At 63.9% G+C, this 16718-nt stretch carries 13 protein-coding genes; 3 read left to right on the top strand and 10 right to left on the bottom strand.

The window, feature by feature from the left end; all coding sequences use genetic code 11:
* Positions 1 to 95: 95 nt before the first annotated feature.
* The 4 genes from FFS30_RS12895 to FFS30_RS12880 form a co-directional block, all read right to left on the bottom strand.
* Positions 96 to 1466 carry a pyridoxal-phosphate dependent enzyme gene (locus FFS30_RS12895; protein ID WP_137913589.1) on the bottom strand — a complete coding sequence of 457 codons (1371 nt, stop codon included), beginning with the start codon at positions 1464 to 1466 and terminating at the stop codon, positions 96 to 98.
* A gap of 222 nt (positions 1467 to 1688) precedes the next feature.
* Positions 1689 to 1913, bottom strand: coding sequence for a YdcH family protein (locus FFS30_RS12890; protein WP_137913588.1), 225 nt, complete (start codon positions 1911 to 1913; stop codon positions 1689 to 1691).
* Between the two features lie 259 nt (positions 1914 to 2172).
* Complete coding sequence (locus tag FFS30_RS12885) at positions 2173 to 3117, bottom strand: OmpA family protein (protein WP_171014596.1); 945 nt, start codon at positions 3115 to 3117, stop codon at positions 2173 to 2175.
* 29 nt (positions 3118 to 3146) lie between these two features.
* Complete coding sequence (locus tag FFS30_RS12880; RefSeq protein ID WP_137913586.1) at positions 3147 to 3581, bottom strand: DUF4398 domain-containing protein; 435 nt, start codon at positions 3579 to 3581, stop codon at positions 3147 to 3149.
* Positions 3582 to 3652: 71 nt separating this feature from the next.
* Here FFS30_RS12880 and FFS30_RS12875 point away from each other — a divergent pair, with 71 nt between their 5' ends.
* A complete protein-coding gene (locus FFS30_RS12875; protein WP_137913585.1) occupies positions 3653 to 4759 on the top strand; it encodes a PilT/PilU family type 4a pilus ATPase in 1107 nt (368 codons plus the stop codon).
* Between the two features lie 29 nt (positions 4760 to 4788).
* Here FFS30_RS12875 and FFS30_RS12870 read toward each other — a convergent pair whose 3' ends face one another.
* The 3 genes from FFS30_RS12870 to hppD are packed head-to-tail and all read right to left on the bottom strand — an operon-like array spanning position 4789 to position 8187.
* On the bottom strand, positions 4789 to 5787 hold the full coding sequence (locus tag FFS30_RS12870; RefSeq protein WP_137913584.1) for a fumarylacetoacetate hydrolase family protein: 999 nt from the start codon (positions 5785 to 5787) through the stop codon (positions 4789 to 4791).
* A gap of 16 nt (positions 5788 to 5803) precedes the next feature.
* Positions 5804 to 7102, bottom strand: a complete 1299-nt coding sequence (hmgA, locus tag FFS30_RS12865) for a homogentisate 1,2-dioxygenase (RefSeq protein WP_137913583.1) — start codon at positions 7100 to 7102, stop codon at positions 5804 to 5806.
* Positions 7099 to 8187: a 4-hydroxyphenylpyruvate dioxygenase gene (gene hppD, locus FFS30_RS12860; protein ID WP_137913582.1), complete on the bottom strand. Its 1089-nt coding sequence runs from the start codon at positions 8185 to 8187 to the stop codon at positions 7099 to 7101. The genes hmgA and hppD overlap by 4 nt, the downstream gene beginning before the upstream one ends.
* Before the next feature lie 138 nt (positions 8188 to 8325).
* On the opposite strand from hppD, the gene FFS30_RS12855 reads away from it, so the two are divergent.
* Complete coding sequence (locus tag FFS30_RS12855) at positions 8326 to 8796, top strand: MarR family winged helix-turn-helix transcriptional regulator (protein ID WP_137913581.1); 471 nt, start codon at positions 8326 to 8328, stop codon at positions 8794 to 8796.
* 54 nt (positions 8797 to 8850) lie between these two features.
* Here the strand turns inward: FFS30_RS12855 and FFS30_RS12850 are convergent, their stop codons facing one another.
* The 3 genes from FFS30_RS12850 to FFS30_RS12840 form a co-directional block, all read right to left on the bottom strand.
* Positions 8851 to 9849 carry an aldo/keto reductase gene (locus FFS30_RS12850; RefSeq protein WP_137913580.1) on the bottom strand — a complete coding sequence of 333 codons (999 nt, stop codon included), beginning with the start codon at positions 9847 to 9849 and terminating at the stop codon, positions 8851 to 8853.
* Positions 9850 to 10088: 239 nt separating this feature from the next.
* The gene (locus FFS30_RS12845) at positions 10089 to 11630 is read right to left on the bottom strand and encodes an oligopeptide:H+ symporter (RefSeq protein WP_137913579.1); all 1542 of its coding nucleotides are present in this window, start codon (positions 11628 to 11630) and stop codon (positions 10089 to 10091) included.
* A gap of 267 nt (positions 11631 to 11897) precedes the next feature.
* Positions 11898 to 12764 carry a tryptophan 2,3-dioxygenase family protein gene (locus FFS30_RS12840; RefSeq protein WP_137913578.1) on the bottom strand — a complete coding sequence of 289 codons (867 nt, stop codon included), beginning with the start codon at positions 12762 to 12764 and terminating at the stop codon, positions 11898 to 11900.
* 198 nt (positions 12765 to 12962) lie between these two features.
* Here FFS30_RS12840 and FFS30_RS12835 point away from each other — a divergent pair.
* A partial coding sequence (locus FFS30_RS12835; RefSeq protein ID WP_212742473.1) for a hypothetical protein occupies positions 12963 to 16718 on the top strand: 3756 nt, incomplete at its 3' end.

Here is a 16718-nt window from a genome sequence, read left to right as displayed (position 1 = left end):
TTTGCGGTCTTCGCGATCGGCGACAGCCGCATCATCAATGCGAAGGACGCCCGAACCAGCCCGACTTTCGAGATCGGGACGATCGCCGAAACGTCTCACTGCACGCGGCGACGCAAGTAATTGAGCAGATCGATGCGCGTGATCAGGCCGAGGAACTTGTCGCCGTCGACGACGATGGCGACATGGCCGGCGTCGAATACCGGCAGCAACGCCTCGATCGGCGACTTCACGTCGAGCTTCTGCAGCTTGCCGACCATCGCGGTCGACACCGGATCGCGGAAGCGCGATTCGTCGCCGTACACGTGCAGCAACACATCCGACTCGTCGACGATGCCGACGATCTGGTCGCCGTCCATCACTGGTAGCTGCGAGACGTCGTAGAGCTTCATGCGCTGGTACGCGGTGACGAGCGGCTCGGCCGGACCGACGACGACAGTATCGCGCTGCGAATACGGCCGCAGGATCAGGTCGCGCAGATCGCCGTAGTGCTGGCGTTCGAGGAAGCCGTTGTCGAGCATCCAGTAGTCGTTGTACATCTTCGACAGGTACTTGTTGCCCGTGTCGCAGACGAAAACGAGCACACGCTTCGGCGTCGTCTGTTCCTTGCAATACTTCAACGCCGCGGCAAGCAGGGTGCCGGTCGAAGAGCCGCCGAAGATACCTTCCTTCGCGAGCAGTTCGCGCGCGGCGAGGAAGCTCTCTTTGTCGCTGATCGCATAGGCTTTCTTCACGCGCGAAAAATCCGAAATCGACGGCAGGAAATCCTCGCCGATGCCCTCGACCATCCAGCTCGCCGACTTGGTCGACAGCGTGCCTTCGTTGATGTACTGGGCGAGGATCGAACCGACCGGATCGGCGAGCACGAGTTCGACGTTCGGCGCGGCCTTGGCGAAATGCCGCGACAGGCCCGTCATCGTGCCCGAGGAGCCGCAGCCGAACACGATCGCGTCGAGCTTGCCGTCCATCTGGCGCAGAATCTCGGGGCCTGTGCTCTCCTCATGCGCACGGGGATTGTCGGGATTGCCGAACTGATTGATGAAATACGCGCCCGGTGTGTCCTTCGCGAGCTGCTCGGCCAAGTCCTGGTAATACTGCGGATGGCCTTTGGCGACGTCCGAGCGCGTCAGCACGACTTCGGCCCCCATCGCCTTTAGGTTGAAAATCTTCTCGCGGCTCATCTTGTCGGGCACGACGAGGATCAGCCGATAGCCCTTTTGCTGAGCGACCAGGGCCAGACCGATGCCGGTATTGCCGGCCGTGCCCTCGACGAGGGTGTCGCCGGGCTTGATCTTGCCGGCCTTCTCCGCGGCCTCGATCATCGACAGACCGATGCGGTCCTTGATCGAACCGCCGGGATTGGCGCTCTCAAGCTTGAAATAAAGCTCGCAAGAGCCCGCGTCGAGACGTTGCGCGCGAACGATAGGCGTTTCGCCGATCAGCTCGAGCACGCTGCGGTGTACGGCCATGAAAACTCCTGTATGCGCCTGCCGGCATGAACGCCGACGATGGGGCCGCCAATGATACAGGAGAGCATCCGACCGGGCCGTTGCAATCAGGCACTCGGCCTCGCCGGAAGTCGCATGGCGGCGCAGGGGCGCGATGGATGGCGCCAGGTACTGCGTCCTATAGGGCGGGTGCGATCCGTCGCGCCCCTGCGCCGCCGGGATTTTGAGTTCGTGCGGCGGCCGTCAGTGCATCGCCTGGTGACGGTCCCACAATTCGGTGAGACGATCCTTGGCGCGCAGTTTTTCGCGCTTCATCGTCATCAGGGTCATGCTGTCCATCGGCAGCACGCCGATTTCGGCATCGTGCACTTTCTTATCGAGATCCTTGTGATGCCGGTACAGGCTGCGAAACTCCGCGTCGCTGGCCAGGAGGGCGTCGACTTCATTTTTCTGGCGGTCTTCAAACATCGGCCAATCTCCTCTTTCGTAGGCGCAAGCCGGAGTCGCCCGGGCCACGGGACCGGAAAGCAGTTTGCGCAAGATCAGGAAAGGGAGCCGAGAGCGCATACCAAGAACGCTTCACCGCGACGGGTGAAGTGCAGGCGCGATGGAAGGCGATGGCTGCACTCATGGGCTCGGATACCGAGCCCCGCTCAGGACGAGACCCGGCAGTTCCAACCTACTCCTTTGCGCCCGGCCGCGCAACCCTGGCCGGGCGAAGGGCGGATCAGTGGTCGGAGAAGGTCGCGACGGCGCCGCGCGAGGCCCCTGCCTTAAGCCCGGCGCCGACCGTCGTGATGCGCTTGGCCGGCACGCCGGCGGCAACCAGGGCATCGCGAATCGCCTGCGCGCGCTGCTGCGACAGGGCGAGATTGCCCTTCGCGTTGCCGCCGTCATTCGCATAGGCCTCGATGCGTACCGACTTGTTTGTTGCGGCCGCGGCGATCTTGCCGATCTGCGCGGTGCCGGGGGCCTTGAGTACGGCCTGGCCCGGGGCAAAGGCGCCCTCGCCGAGGGTGATTGGCGCGGCCTTGGCGGCGGGCGCCGCGGTCGGAGCCGGCTTGGCGGCGCCAGCGGCCGGTTTGGCGCCGCTCGCCGCGAGAAGTTCGGCTTCCTTGCGCGCCAGTTCGGCCTCGCGCGCCTGCGCATCGGCGAGTCTGCGCGCCTGGGCTGCCTGCTTTTTCGCCGTTTCGGCCTGCTTGGAAGTCTGTTCGCTCTGCGTGCGCGCTTCGTCGGCCTCGGCGCGCAGACGTTCGGCTTCTTCCGCCTGGGCGGCGCTCTGGATGCGCTGCCGTTCGAGTTCGAGCCGCGCCTGCTCGGCGTCGCGCCGGCTCGCCGCGATCAGAATCTGGTCGTGCTCGCGATCGAGCGCCTGCATCTTGCGCTCCTGTACGACCGCCTGGGCCGCGGCGTAGGCGATATCGATGCGGCGCTCGGCGAGGAAAACGTAGTGGTCGTGCAGCTTGCGCTTGCCGCCGAACTCGGCGAGGTTGCCCAAGGCCTGTTCGGCGAGGGCGATCTCGGCCGGTGCCAGCGACCCGAGCGTGCGGTCGTTGGTCAACTGATTGAGCTGGCCGCGCAGGCGGTCATAGTCGGGATCGTCCTTGGCCGCCCAGGCATTGACGGAGACGGCAAGCACCGACGCCAGCGCCAGAGTCCGCGCGACCCGCATTCCGAATCCCGAATTCCGCATCCCGACTTTCACTGAAACCCCTCCTGTTTCGGCTCGGCCGGCACCGACAGATCGCTGCGCAACTGCGCATTTTCGCGCGTTCTGGCGTCGACTCGCTCGCGCGCCTTGCCGAGCCGCGTCTTGGCCTGGGCGAGCTCGCCCGCGACGCGCGCCTCGTCAGCGAGCTGCGCCGCCTGGTCGTAATCCTCCTGTTTCATCGCGGCGCGCGCCTGACCGAGACGCTCCTGCGCCGCGCGCAATTCGGAGGGCGCGTAAGTCGACGCGCCCGCATCGCGCGCCGTCTCCACGCGCCGCGACGCCTCCTGCATCTCGGCGAGCGGCGGCTTGGTCTGCGCGCAGCCTGCGATGCAGGTCACAAAAACGGAGAAGCCCGTCAGGGCAATGGCACGCAGGGTTGTCATATCATTTCGCAGGTAAAAAAGGCTCGCCGTCGGTTCGCGCATTGTCCACAAAGCGCAGGCATGATGGCAACGGCCATATCGGGTCGCAAGGCAACAGGGGCAGAAGTCAGCGGATGGATATCAGCTATTTCCTCAATTTGATGAACGAAAAGAACGCCTCGGACATGTTTCTGTCCACCGGCGCTCCGATCAATATCAAGATTTCCGGTTCACTCACGCCGCTCGGCAGCGCCGCCATGCCGTCGGGACTGGTCAAGCGCATCGCCTACTCGATGATGGACGAGAAGCAGGTCGCCCTGTTCGAACGCGACCTCGAGATGAACCTCGTCACCCAGCTCAAGGACGTCGGCCGCTTCCGCGTCAACATTTTCCGCCAGCGCGGCGAGATCGGCATGGTCATCCGTGCGATCAAGAGCACGGTGCCGAGCATTGCGGAACTGCAGCTGCCGCCGGTGCTCAACGAGCTGATCATGGAACCGCGCGGCCTGCTGCTCGTCGTCGGCGCCAGCGGTTCCGGCAAGTCGACCACGCTGGCCTCGATGATCGATCACCGCAACACGAATTCGCCGGGCCACATCCTCACCATCGAGGACCCGATCGAGTACCTGCATCAGCACAAAAAATCGATCGTCAATCAGCGCGAAGTCGGCTTCGACACGCACACCTTCCGCGACGCGCTCAAGAGCGCGATGCGCGAGGCGCCCGACGTCATCATGATCGGCGAAATCCGCGATTCCGAGACGATGGAGGCCTCGGTCGCCTTCTCCGAAACCGGCCACCTCTGCCTCGCCACGCTGCACTCGAACAACGCCGACCAGGCGCTCGAACGCATCCTCAACTTCTTCCCAGAAGGTGCGCACCGCAACGTGCTGCTGAACCTGTCGCTCAATCTGCGCGCGGTGATCGGCCAGCGTCTGGTTCTCGGCAAGGACGGTCAGCGCATTCCCGCAGTCGAGGTGCTGATCAACACGCCGCACATCCGCGACATGATCCGCCGCGGCCAAGTGCACGAAATGAAGGAAGCGATGGACCGCAGCTTGTCCGAAGGCACCCAGACCTTCGACCAGGCCCTGCTCAAGCTCTATCGCGAAGGGCGCATTGATCTCGACGAGGCATTGTCGAAAGCGGACTCGCGCGACGGACTCGCGCTCAAGATCCGCCTCGGCGAAGGCACAGAGGAAACGCCGATGCTCGATACCTTCGAGATGCCGAATCTGTAAGCGCGATCGTCGTCGATCGCGAGCGCGCTTCAGGCGCGCTCGATCTTCTGTTCGATCGCGCCGAAGATGCTGGTGCCGGCGCGGTCGAGCATTTCGATACGCACCGTGTCGCCGAACTTGAGAAACGGCGTCGACGGCTTGCCGTCGCGGATCGTTTCGAGCGTACGCCGCTCGGCCAGGCACGACGCGCCTTTGCCTTCGTCCTTATTGGCGATCGTGCCGGAGCCGACGATCGTGCCGGCCGACAGCGGCCGCGTCTTCGCCGCATGCGCGACGAGATCGGCAAACGAGAACTGCATGTCGTCACCGGCCTCGGGCGCACCGAACCACTGACCGTTGATGTGCGAGGTCAGCGGCAGATGCACTTTCGCGTCCTTCCAAGCCTCGCCGAGTTCGTCCGGCGTCACGAACACCGGTGACAGCGCCGAACGCGGTTTGGACTGGAGAAAGCCGAACCCCTTGGCCAGTTCGCCCGGAATCAGGTTGCGCAGGCTGACGTCGTTGACCAGGCCGACCAACTGGATATGTGCCGCCGCCTGCGCGCTCGTCGCGGCCATCGGCACGTCGTCGGTGACGACGACGATTTCGGCTTCGAGATCGATGCCGTATTCCTCGCTGGTGACACGCACCGCGTCGCGCGGACCGTAAAAGCCGGCGCTGACCGCCTGGTACATAAGCGGATCGACATAGAAACTCTCGGGCACCTCGGCACCGCGCGCGCGGCGCACGCGCTCGACGTGCGGCAGATAAGCGCTGCCGTCGACGAATTCGTAGGCACGCGGCAACGGCGCGGCGAGCGCGACCACGTCGAGTGCGAACACGGACTCGCCGTTGATCGTCTGCGCGCGCGCTGCGTCGTTGAGCAGTTCATAGACGCGATGCAGGCGCGGCGCGGCGTTGTGCCAGTCTTCGAGCGCGCGCTGCAAGGTATGCGCGATGTCGGTCGCGCGCACCGCGCGCGTGAGATCGCGACTGACCACGATCAGCGTGCCGTCGCGGCCGCCTTCTTTGAGACTTGCCAATTTCATTGCCGAGGATTCCTTGTCAATTCTGCGGAAGGCGGAAATGTTTCTTCAGCCCCTGCCAACATTGGTAATAGTCGCGCTGCAACTGCGGCGATTCCAGCGCCTGCGTGGTCGGACGGATCACCGCGCGCGTCTCGAACATAAAGGCCATGGTATCGACGATGTGATGCGGCTTGGCTGTGTCCGCCTCGCTCGCCTTGTCGAAACTTGCCGCGTCGGGGCCGTGCCCGCTCATCGAATTGTGCAGGCTCGCTCCGCCCGGCACGAAGCCGCCGACCTTCGCATCGTAGGCACCGTGCACGAGGCCCATAAATTCGCTCGCGATATTGCGATGGAACCACGGCGGACGGAACGTGTCTTCGGCGACGAGCCAGCGCGGCGGGAAGATGACGAAGTCCATGTTCGCCGTGCCGGGCGTATCGCTCGGCGAGGTCAGCACGGTGAAGATCGACGGGTCGGGATGGTCGTAGGAAATCGAACCGACCGTGTTGAACCGGCGCAGATCGTATTTGTACGGTGCGTAGTTGCCGTGCCAGGCGACGACGTCGAGCGGCGAATGATCGATTTTCGCCGACCACAGATGGCCCTGAAACTTGGCGATCAGCTCAAAGTCCCCTTCCAGATCTTCGTACGCGGAGACCGGCGTCAGGAAATCGCGCGCATTGGCCAGACAATTCGAGCCGATCGGGCCGAGGTCGGGCAGGCGCAGCAAAGCGCCGAAGTTTTCCGCGACGTAGCCGCGCGCCTCGCCGTCGAGCAGATCGACACGGAAACGCACACCGCGCGGGATCACGGCGATTTCCTGCGGTTCGATCTCGATCACACCGAATTCGGTCGCCAGGCGCAGGCGCCCAAGCTGCGGCACGACCAGCAGTTCGCCGTCGGCATCGTAGAAATAGCGGCCCTGCATCGAGCGGTTCGCTGCATAGACATGGATACCGATACCGTGCTGCGTCGGCGCGCCGCCATTGCCGGCGACAGTGATCAGGCCGTCGATGAAATCCGTCGGCTCGCTCGGCAACGGCCACGGATCCCAACGCAGTTGGTTCGGCGTCGCCGGCGCTTCGTCAAAGGCGTTATGGAATTTTCCACCGTTGCGCAAAGCGAACGGCGCATGCACCGCCGCCGGGCGTATGCGGTACAGCCAACTGCGCCGGTTCGTATGGCGCGGCGCGGTGAACGCCGTGCCCGAGAGCTGCTCGGCATAGAGACCGTGCGCTACGCGCTGCGGCGAATTGCGGCCTTCGGGCAACGCGCCCGCGACCGCTTCGGTCGCGAATTCGTTGCCGAAGCCGGACTGATATTTCAGTGCACTCACAGCACTCCACGCTCCATCTGCTCGCGTTCGATCGACTCGAACAGGGCCTGGAAATTGCCTTCGCCGAAACCGGTGTTGCCCTTGCGCTGGATGATCTCGAAGAAGATCGGGCCGACGCAGTTCTTGGTGAAGATTTGCAGCAGCAGCTTCTTTTTCGTTTCCGGATCGGCGTCGATCAGGATCTTGTTCTGCTTCATGCGCACCACGTCTTCGCCGTGGTTCGGAATGCGCTGGTCGATCACGCTGTAGTACGCGTTCGGCGTGTCGAGGAACTCGATGCCGCGCGCGCGCATTGCCTCAATCGTCTCGTAGATGCTGTCGGTGAAGCAGGCGATGTGTTGGATGCCCTCGCCGTTGTACTGATCGAGGTATTCGTTGATCTGGCTCTTCGGATCGGACGACTCGTTGAGCGGGATGCGCACCATGCCGTCCGGCGCGGTCATCGCCTTCGACAGCAGGCCGGTCTTCGCGCCCTTGATGTCGAAGTAGCGGATCTCGCGGAACTGGAACAGGCGCTCGTAGTAATCCGCCCATTTCCCCATGTTGCCGAAATAGAGATTGTGGGTGAGATGGTCGATGAAGGTGAGGCCGAAACCGCGCGGCATCATCTCGGCGCCGGGCAGCCATTCCCAATCGGGGTCGTGGATCGTGCCCTTCTCGTCGTAGCGATCGACGATGTAGAGCATGCAGCCGCCGATGCCCTCGATCACGGGAGCGGCGACGGCCTTCGACGTTTCCTTGTTCTCGATCGACTTGGCGCCGTTCTTCAGCGCCTGCACGCGCACCCACTCGGCGAGCTTGGACACGCGGATCGCGAAGCCGCAGGCGCACGGGCCATGCTTCTTGGCAAAGTCGGCAGCGAACGAATCCGGATCTTCGTTGATCAGGAAGGTGCAGTCGCCCTGGCGGTAGTTGTAGATCGGCCGAGTCTTGTGCCGCGCGACCTGGACGAAGCCGAGGTTGCGGAACAGCTCGTGCAGCTTCGCCGGCTCGGGCGAGGCGAATTCGACGAACTCGAAGCCGTCGATGCCCATCGGATTCTCGAACATCACCGGCTGCGCGCCGGCTTTCAGTTGTGCATTCATGGCATGCTCCACGCGGCCCGCCGGCCTGCTGTTGTTGGGGAGGAAGGCCGGGAGCGGGCGCTCTCGATCTTCGCAATCAATGGACGATTGCAATACACTAGTTTCAATTGAAACCAATTGCAAGCGGATTCGCCGCCGATGAATACGAAGCCCACGACCAAGCATCACGTCCTCGAACTGGAGCAGTTTCTGCCGTACCGGCTGTCGGTCTTGTCGAACACCGTCAGCCAGGCGATCGCGGACTGCTACGAGCGCCAGTTCGCGCTGTCGATCACGGAATGGCGAGTGATGGCCGTGCTCGGCCGCTATGAAGGCGTGTCGGCACGCGAAGTCGCCGAACGCACCGCGATGGACAAGGTCGCGGTGAGCCGCGCGCTATCGGGCCTGATTGCCGCGGGACGCGTGCGCCGGCGCATCGCCGAGCACGACAAGCGCCAGTCCGTACTGCAGCTCACGGCGAAAGGCTGGAAGGTCTACGACGAAGTGGCGCCGCTCGCGCTCGAACACGAACGTCGTCTGCTCGCGCACCTGAGTACGGAAGAGCAGCGTTGGCTGACGCGCATCCTCGAACGCCTCTGGCAGGCGGAACTGGAAGAGATTGCGCGCTGAAGATTCGCCGCGCCGCCCATTGCGGGCAACGCGGCGCCAACTCAAACCCAAAGATCAGGCGTTGAGGAGTTTCATGCCGCTCTCGTGGTAGCGCTCACCGACCGCGGCGCCCTTCGGAGCAACGGCGGCGATACGCGCGAGTTCGGCCGGCGACAGCTCGATCGCGTCCGCGGCGATGTTTTCTTCCAGACGAGCGACACTGCTGGTACCCGGGATCGGCAACACGTCATGGCCTTGCGCGAGCAGCCATGCCAGAGCCAGTTGCGCCGGCGTACAGCCTTTTTCCGCTGCGACTTCGGCGACGCGTTCGGCCAGGGCAAGATTCTTGTCGAAATTCGCGTCAGAAAACCGCGGATTGCCGCGGCGCCAGTCGGCCGCCGCCAGATCATCCTTGTGCTTGAAGCGGCCGGCAAGAAAGCCTCGTCCGAGCGGACTGTAGGCGACCAAGGCAATGCCGAGTTCGCGCAGCACGGGCAGCAAGGCCTCTTCCGGCTCGCGACTCCACAACGAATATTCGGTCTGCACCGCGGAGATCGGATGTACCGCATGCGCACGGCGCACCGTTTCCGGCGCGGCTTCGGACAGGCCGAGCCAGCGCACCTTGCCCTCGCGCACCAGTTCGGCCATCGCCCCGACCGTTTCTTCGATCGGCGTCGCCGGATCGATGCGGTGCTGGTAGTAAAGATCGATATGGTCGAGGCCGAGGCGCTGCAGCGACGCTTCGCACTGCGCACGCACATATTCGGGACGACCGTCGACGCCTTCGTTGCTGCCGGGCCGGTCGCCGGCGACGACGATACCGAATTTCGTCGCGACGAACACGTCGTCACGGCGCCCCTGGATTGCCCTGCCGACCTTGGCTTCCGAATCGCCGTAAATATTCGCCGTGTCGAGCATGGTCATGCCGCGATCGAGCGCATGCCGGATCAAGGCAATCGCGCCCGCATCGTCGCGCAGGCCGCTCGAATACACGTCGGCAATGCCCAGGCTCATGCAGCCCAGGCCGATGGAAGATACTTGCGGACCGTTGCGGCCCAGATTACGCATTTGCATGTCGCGACTCCGTGGGGATAAGACGGAGGCAAGTCTACGAGCGGCACTAACGCGGAAAAATCCCGCCGCAGCGGATGCACTTGTAAGGCTGCTTAAACAATGGGCCGGGACTTTCACCGGCCCTCGCTTCAATCTTTCTTCCGATACCGGCGAAGAAGCCGGCGCCCCGGCATTGCGCTACTCGCCACGCTGCGTCGGCCTTCCTTGGCTACGACCGAGCAGGCGCAGGAATCCCTGCGTCACTTCACTCCGTGCATCAATTTGCTGATCAGCGGCGCGACGAGCAGCAACAGCACGCCCGCGACGACCAGCGCCCAGAAGCCGAAGGTGTAGCCCGACAGAGCCGATGCGGTGGTCATGCCGGTATCGCCCGAAACGATGCCGGCGAAGATGCCCGATAGGTTGTTGCCGTTCGCCGTGGACAGGAACCAGCCGCCCATCGCGAAGCCGACGTAGCGCACCGGCGCGAGCTTGGTCACCATCGACAGACCGATCGGCGACAGGCACAGCTCGCCGACCGACTGAATCACGTAGACCATGAACAGCGTCCAGAACGGGATCAGGCTTTTGGCGTTGACGAGATAGGTCAGCGCAAACATCAGCAGCAGGAAGGCAAGGCCGTTGAAGATCAGACCGAGGCTGAACTTGCGTGCGATCGACGGCTCGGCGTTGCGCTTGCCGAGCCAGACCCAGATGCCGGCGATGATCGGCGCAATGGTGATGATCGCGAGCGAATTCACCGACTGGAACCAGGCGACCGGGAATTCCCAACTGCCGAACATGCGATCGACGATGTTCTGGGCGAGGAAGTTGAACGAGGAGCCGGCCTGCTCGAAGAACATCCAGAACATCACGTTGAAAACGAAGATGATCAGCATCGCAATCACCTTGTCGCGCGCGACCGCGCCTTCACGCATGCCTTCGATGAGCAGCATCGCGGCGAGGCCGATAAAGAGGATGCCGAGGATCCAGGCCAGCGCTTCGGCGCCGAGCTTGGCGAGCAGGTAGTACATGACCGGCACGCCGACGACGAGATAGCCGGCGACGAGACCGAGGTTGCGCGGGCTCAGCGAGGTCTGCGCGGACTGGCCGACGCCCTGAAGCTGCTTGCGGCCGAACCAAAACCAGAGCCAACACAGGATCATGCCGATGCCGGACGCGAAGAACACCGCCTTGTAGTTCTGCTGCATCGGCGTGTCGGTGAGCCAGCCGGCGAGCCAGCCGGTGACGATCGGCGAGACGAAGCCGCCAACGTTGATGCCCATGTAGAACAGGGAAAATCCAGCGTCGCGCCGATTGTCGCCCTGGCTGTAAAGCTGGCCGACCATGGTCGAGATATTCGGCTTGAACAAGCCGTTGCCGATGATGACGAGGGCCAGGCCGAGCAGCATCAGGTCCATCTTCGGCAGCATCATCACGAACAGGCCCGCGCCCATGACAATGGCGCCGGCCAGGATCGAGCGTTGATGGCCAATCAACTGGTCGGCGATGTAGCCGCCGAACACGCCGGCCGCGTAGACGAGCGCGAGATAAGCACCGTAGATGTTGCTCGCCGGCTTCTCGCCGCTCGCGTCGCCGTTGTAGAACTGGGCGACGATGTAGAGCGCAAGCGCCCAGCGCATGCCGTAGAACGAGAAGCGCTCCCAGAACTCGGTCATGAACAACATCCACAATGGGCGTGGATGGCCCAGTGTCTCCGGGAACGTCAATCGTCCCGCCGCCACGTCGGCGGCCGCGTCGCCGCTCGTCGTTCCTACCGCCCCTGCCCCGGTTGCTGCCATGTCTTGCTCCGTTTCGATTCGCGTCTGTTGCGCGATGTGAGTTGGGTAGCGCCCGAATCCTCTCGCTGTCGCTCGCGCGAAAGCGGGAATCCGGCTCGTCTTTCTTGCGCTCCCGAAGGAGCGGCGAGATCAGAAACGGGATTGCCGCCTTCGCGGGAATGACGAGCAGAACTGTCGACGGCGCCGCGAAAAACGAACATGTAACCGCTTCGCCATTCGCGCGTCAAACAAAACCGATGCCGCGCTGCGGGATTCGGTGCCGGTCCGTCAGGGCGCCCGATGGGTGCCGATGGTTGTCCGCACCTCGAACAGTTCGGGGAAGAACGTCAGTTCCAGCGCCTTCTTGAGGAAGCCGACGCCCGACGATCCACCCGTGCCGCGGCGGTAGCCGATGATGCGCTCGACGGTCTTCATATGGCGGAAACGCCAAAGCTGGAACTGGGTTTCGAGATCGACCAGGTCCTCGCACAGCGCGTATTCGCGCCAGTAGCGGTTCGTGTCCTCGTAGATGCGCTCGAACACAGGCAGCAGTTCGCTGTCGGACACGTGCGGCTGCAGCCAGTCGCGCTCGATGTTGCGCACTGGCACCGCGTGGCCCCAGCGCGCGAGATAGCGCAGGAACTCGTCGTACAGACTCGGCGCCTGCAGCACTTCCTGCAGGCGCGCGTGCGCCGCCGCGTCGTGCTCGAACACGCGCAGCATCATCGCGTTCTTGTTGCCGAGCAAGAACTCGACGACGCGGTATTGCAGCGACTGAAAGCCCGACGACGGCCCGAGCACGTCGCGGAATTCGAGATATTCGGCTGGCGTCAGTGTCTCCAGCACCGACCACTGCTCGGTGAGCTGACGCAGCACCTGCTTGACCCGCGCGACGATCTTGCCGAACTGCCAGACCCGGTCGGAGCGCAGGCATTCGATCGCCGCGCCAAGCTCGTGGATCATCAGCTTGAGCCACAACTCCGACACCTGATGCTGGACGATGAACAGCATTTCGTCGTGATGCGGCGGGCTCGACAGGGGTTTCTGCGCGGACAGCAGCCGGTCGAGCTGCAGATAGCCGCCGTAACTCAGACGATCGCGCAGATCGGTTTCGATGCCGGCTTCGAGTTCGCGGCGGTTGTCGCTGATGCCCATCTGCGATGCTGTTCCCGGACTGACTGGAGGGCGCCGATTTTCACACAAGGCGCGGCCGAAGTCGGCGAATCGCGTTCGTTTCCCGCCTGCCGACACTTACAACGATGAACGAAAATCCACAATCTGCCTGTTGCCTGCTGTAACAAATAGTGCTGAGAATGTGGGTACGGGCAGTCAACACTTACCGGGGAAAAATCCATGCTTACACATCAAGGCGCCATGCCTGGCGTCCGCTTTTCTTTTTTTGCTCGTGCGTTTTCGCACTGTCGCAATCTCGCACTTCTCGCCGCGATCGCATTGCTCGCGCCGACTCTGGCGCTCGCGCAAGTCAGCATCAGCGCCGTCAACACCGCGTATACGCAGGACTTCAACAGCCTAGCGTCCAGCGGAACCACGAACACCTGGACCGACAACAGCACGCTGCCGGGCTGGTACTACACACGCTCGCCGACCGCCGCGGCGGTCTACTCGGCCGGCAACGGATCGAGCAATACCGGCTCGCTCTACAGCTTCGGCGTCGCCGGCGTGAATCCGGCCACCGACCGCGCCCTCGGTTCGGTCGCTTCGGGCAGCAACACCTATTACTACGGCGTTCGCCTGGTCAACAATACCGGCGTCGCCATCACCTCGCTGGCGATCAAGTACACCGGCGAAGAGTGGCGCGTGGCCAATGCCACAGCGCAGAAACTGCAGTTTCAATATCAAATCGGCGCGGCCGGCACCGTCACGGGCATCAATGCCCCGACCACCGGCTGGACGGCGTATACCGCGCTCGACTTCACCAGCCCGGTAACCAATGCCACCGCCGCGGCGCTCGACGGCAACGATCCGGCGAACCGCACCAATCTGAGCAGCACGCTGACCGTTAATATTCCGGCCGGCCAGGAAATCTGGCTGCGCTGGGTCGACATCGACGATCCCGGCTCCGACGACGGTCTGGCTATCGACGATTTCTCCGTGACCGCCAACCCGAGCGGTGGCGCGTCGACCAATCCCGCCGCGACTGGCACGGCAACGCCTAATACGGCCTCGCCCGGTGACGCCGTGACGCTGTCGATCAAGGTTACGCCGGGCACCAACCCGGCGAGCACGTTCACTTCGCCGAGCGCCGTCGTCGCCGCGGACATTTCCGCGATCGTCCCGGGCGCGACCAATCAGGCGTTCACTTATTCGAGCACGGACGGTTTGGGCAATCTGAGTTACACCTTCAGCGCCACTATCGATCCGGGCACCGCGACCGGCACCAAGTCGCTGCCGATCACCGTCACCGACGACCAGAGCCGCACTGCGGCCGCCACCGCGATCTCGATCAGCGTGCGCACGGTGACGCCGGCAACGATCATGGACATCCAGGGCCACGGCTCGCGTTCTTCCTACGCGGGAACCGGCACGACCCTCGGCACCGCATATATCCGCACGCCGACCACGGGACGCCAGAATATCGTCACCGCCGTCGGCCCGGCCGGCTTCTTCATGCAGGATGCGCAGGGCGACAACGACCTGACGACCTCGGACGGCATCTACGTCTACACCGGCAGCGGCAGCGCGCCGGCCGTTGCGGTCGGTGACTCGGTCGTGGTCGTGGGTCGCATACAGGAATTCAGCGGCTCGACCGAAATCGCCGGCGGTCCTTCGTACACGGTCCTGAGCTCGGGCAATCCCGTGCCGGCCGCTTACGACCTCAGCCTCAACTTGCCGAACACCGATTCGAGCAGCGGCATCTGCACCGGAACCGGCTCGAACATCGTCGTGCCCTCGGCCGACGGCCAGACGCGCAACGACGGCTACCAGGCCGCCAACTTCGCCTGTCTCGACGGCATGCTCGTGACGATGAGCAACGGCACTGTCAATGCGCCGACCTATACCACCGCGAACAGCGGCATCACGCCGTCGCCGGCCACGCCGAACAGCGGTTTCTACGCGGTCGCCGGCGATGCGCGTTCGTTCCGCAAGGCAGGCATCCTCGCCAACGATGCGAACCGCACGGTCAACATACCGACCTTCTGGGGCGCCCCGGAACTCGTCCAGGTCTACTACCCGGGCCTCGGCGTGACGCCAGCCAGCCTGCCGCAAGCGGCGAACATGCCGGCCGGCGGCATTTACAGCGGCGGCCAGAAAATTCGCCTGACCGGCATCATCCAGGGTTACCAGTCGGCCACGATGCCCGATCCGACCTATGAGCTGTATCCGCGCACCGGTGCCGACCTGCAGTTGGTCGGCGATCCGACCTACCCGGTCGCCGTGCCGGATCCGACCGCTGGCAAGCTGCGTGTCGGCACGCAGAACATGCTGCATTTCTTCAACGCCTCTTTCGACGGCGTCGACACCTCCGTCTACACCGATCGCTGCCTGGCCCAGCCATCCGACGTCGCCGGCAACCTCAGCGGCCTCAACACCCCGCTCGCCGGAGGCGCCGACGATACCTGCCCGACGCCGGCGCAATACCAAACGCGCCTGAGCAAGATGTCCCTGCAGATCCGCACCATACTGAAGGCGCCCACCGTGCAAGTCGTGCAGGAAGCGGAGAATCTGACCGTGATGCGCGACCTCGCCGCAAAGATTCAGGGCGACGATTCCTCGATCGCCTATCAGCCTTATCTGCTCAAGGGCAACGATCCGGGCGGCATCAATATCGGCATCTTCGTGCGCGCCGGCGTGACCGTGAACTCGGTGACCCAGCTCTATCTCAACACGACGACCTCAGCCTGCAGCAGCGGCACGTCCTGCCTGCTCAACGACCGTCCGCCCGTGCTGCTCGACGCCGAATACCAGGGTTACCATTTCCGCGTACTGGCGATCTACGACCGCTCGCTCGGCAGCCTCGGCGCCGCCGGCAAAGACTACGTCGGCCAGAAGCGCCGCGTGCAGGCCGAGCAGGTTGCGTGCATCGTGCAGGCCCTGCAGACCACGGGTATGGCGGTCGACTGCGATCCCGCCGCACCGGGCTCGGCGGCCGGCAATGCACGTCAGGATTCCGCCGGCAACGTGACCTCCAATCCCTACCCGATCACTGGCGATGCGACCACGCCGGTCATCGTGCTCGGCGACTTCAACGCCTACGAATTCAGCGACGGCTACGTCGACGTCACCGGCACGATCATGGGCACGGTCGATGCGACCGCTTCGCACAGCGTCTATCCGCCGAGCAACGGTTACGTGCGGCCGACCCCGGTCATGTTCGACACCGGCAGCACGGTGGCGCAGGCGCAGCACTACTCGTACAACTTCGGCGGCTACCTGCAGGAAATCGATCACATCCTGCTTACCGACGTGGGCAAAGGCGACTTCGTCTCGGTCGATAGCGGCCGCGGCAATTCGGACACGTCCGTTGCCTCGCTCACCCTGACCCAGCCCGGCACGGCGGTGCGCACTTCCGATCATGACGGCCAGGTCGTCACGCTCGGCTGGGTCGTCACACCGAACTCGACCGGCTCCGGTTCGATCACTCCGTCCACCGTGCAGACCGTTTCGACGACCAAGGCCGTCGTGTTCACCGTCACGCCCGCCACCGGCAACCAGGCGACCGTGACCGACAACTGCGGCAACGCGGGCGCAGCGGCCGGCACCTTCAACTCTGCCACCAACACCTACACGATTCCGCCCGGCGTGAAAAGTGACTGTCAGGTCAGCGCGACGTTCGGCACGATTCCGTCCTACACAGTCACGACGACTCTCAGCGGCACCGGCGGCAGCATCTCCGCACCGGCGCAGTCGCCTGTGCAGCAAGGTCAATCGACCACGTTCACTGTGTCTGTGTTGACCGGCTATTCAATCGCCTCGGTCACTGGCGATACCTGCTCGCCCAGCGTGCAGAGTGGCAGCACCTACACCACCGGTGCGATCACCGCCAACTGCACCATCACCGCCTCGTTCACTGCGAACGCCGTCAACGGTGCCTGCGGTACGGACAACGGTCAGACCCTGACCGTCGCTCCGACCAATCTCTGCTCGGCC

This window comes from Rudaea sp. 3F27F6 (assembly GCF_005503555.1).
GTDB lineage: Bacteria > Pseudomonadota > Gammaproteobacteria > Xanthomonadales > Rhodanobacteraceae > Rudaea.
This window is presented reverse-complemented; position numbering and strand designations above follow the sequence as displayed.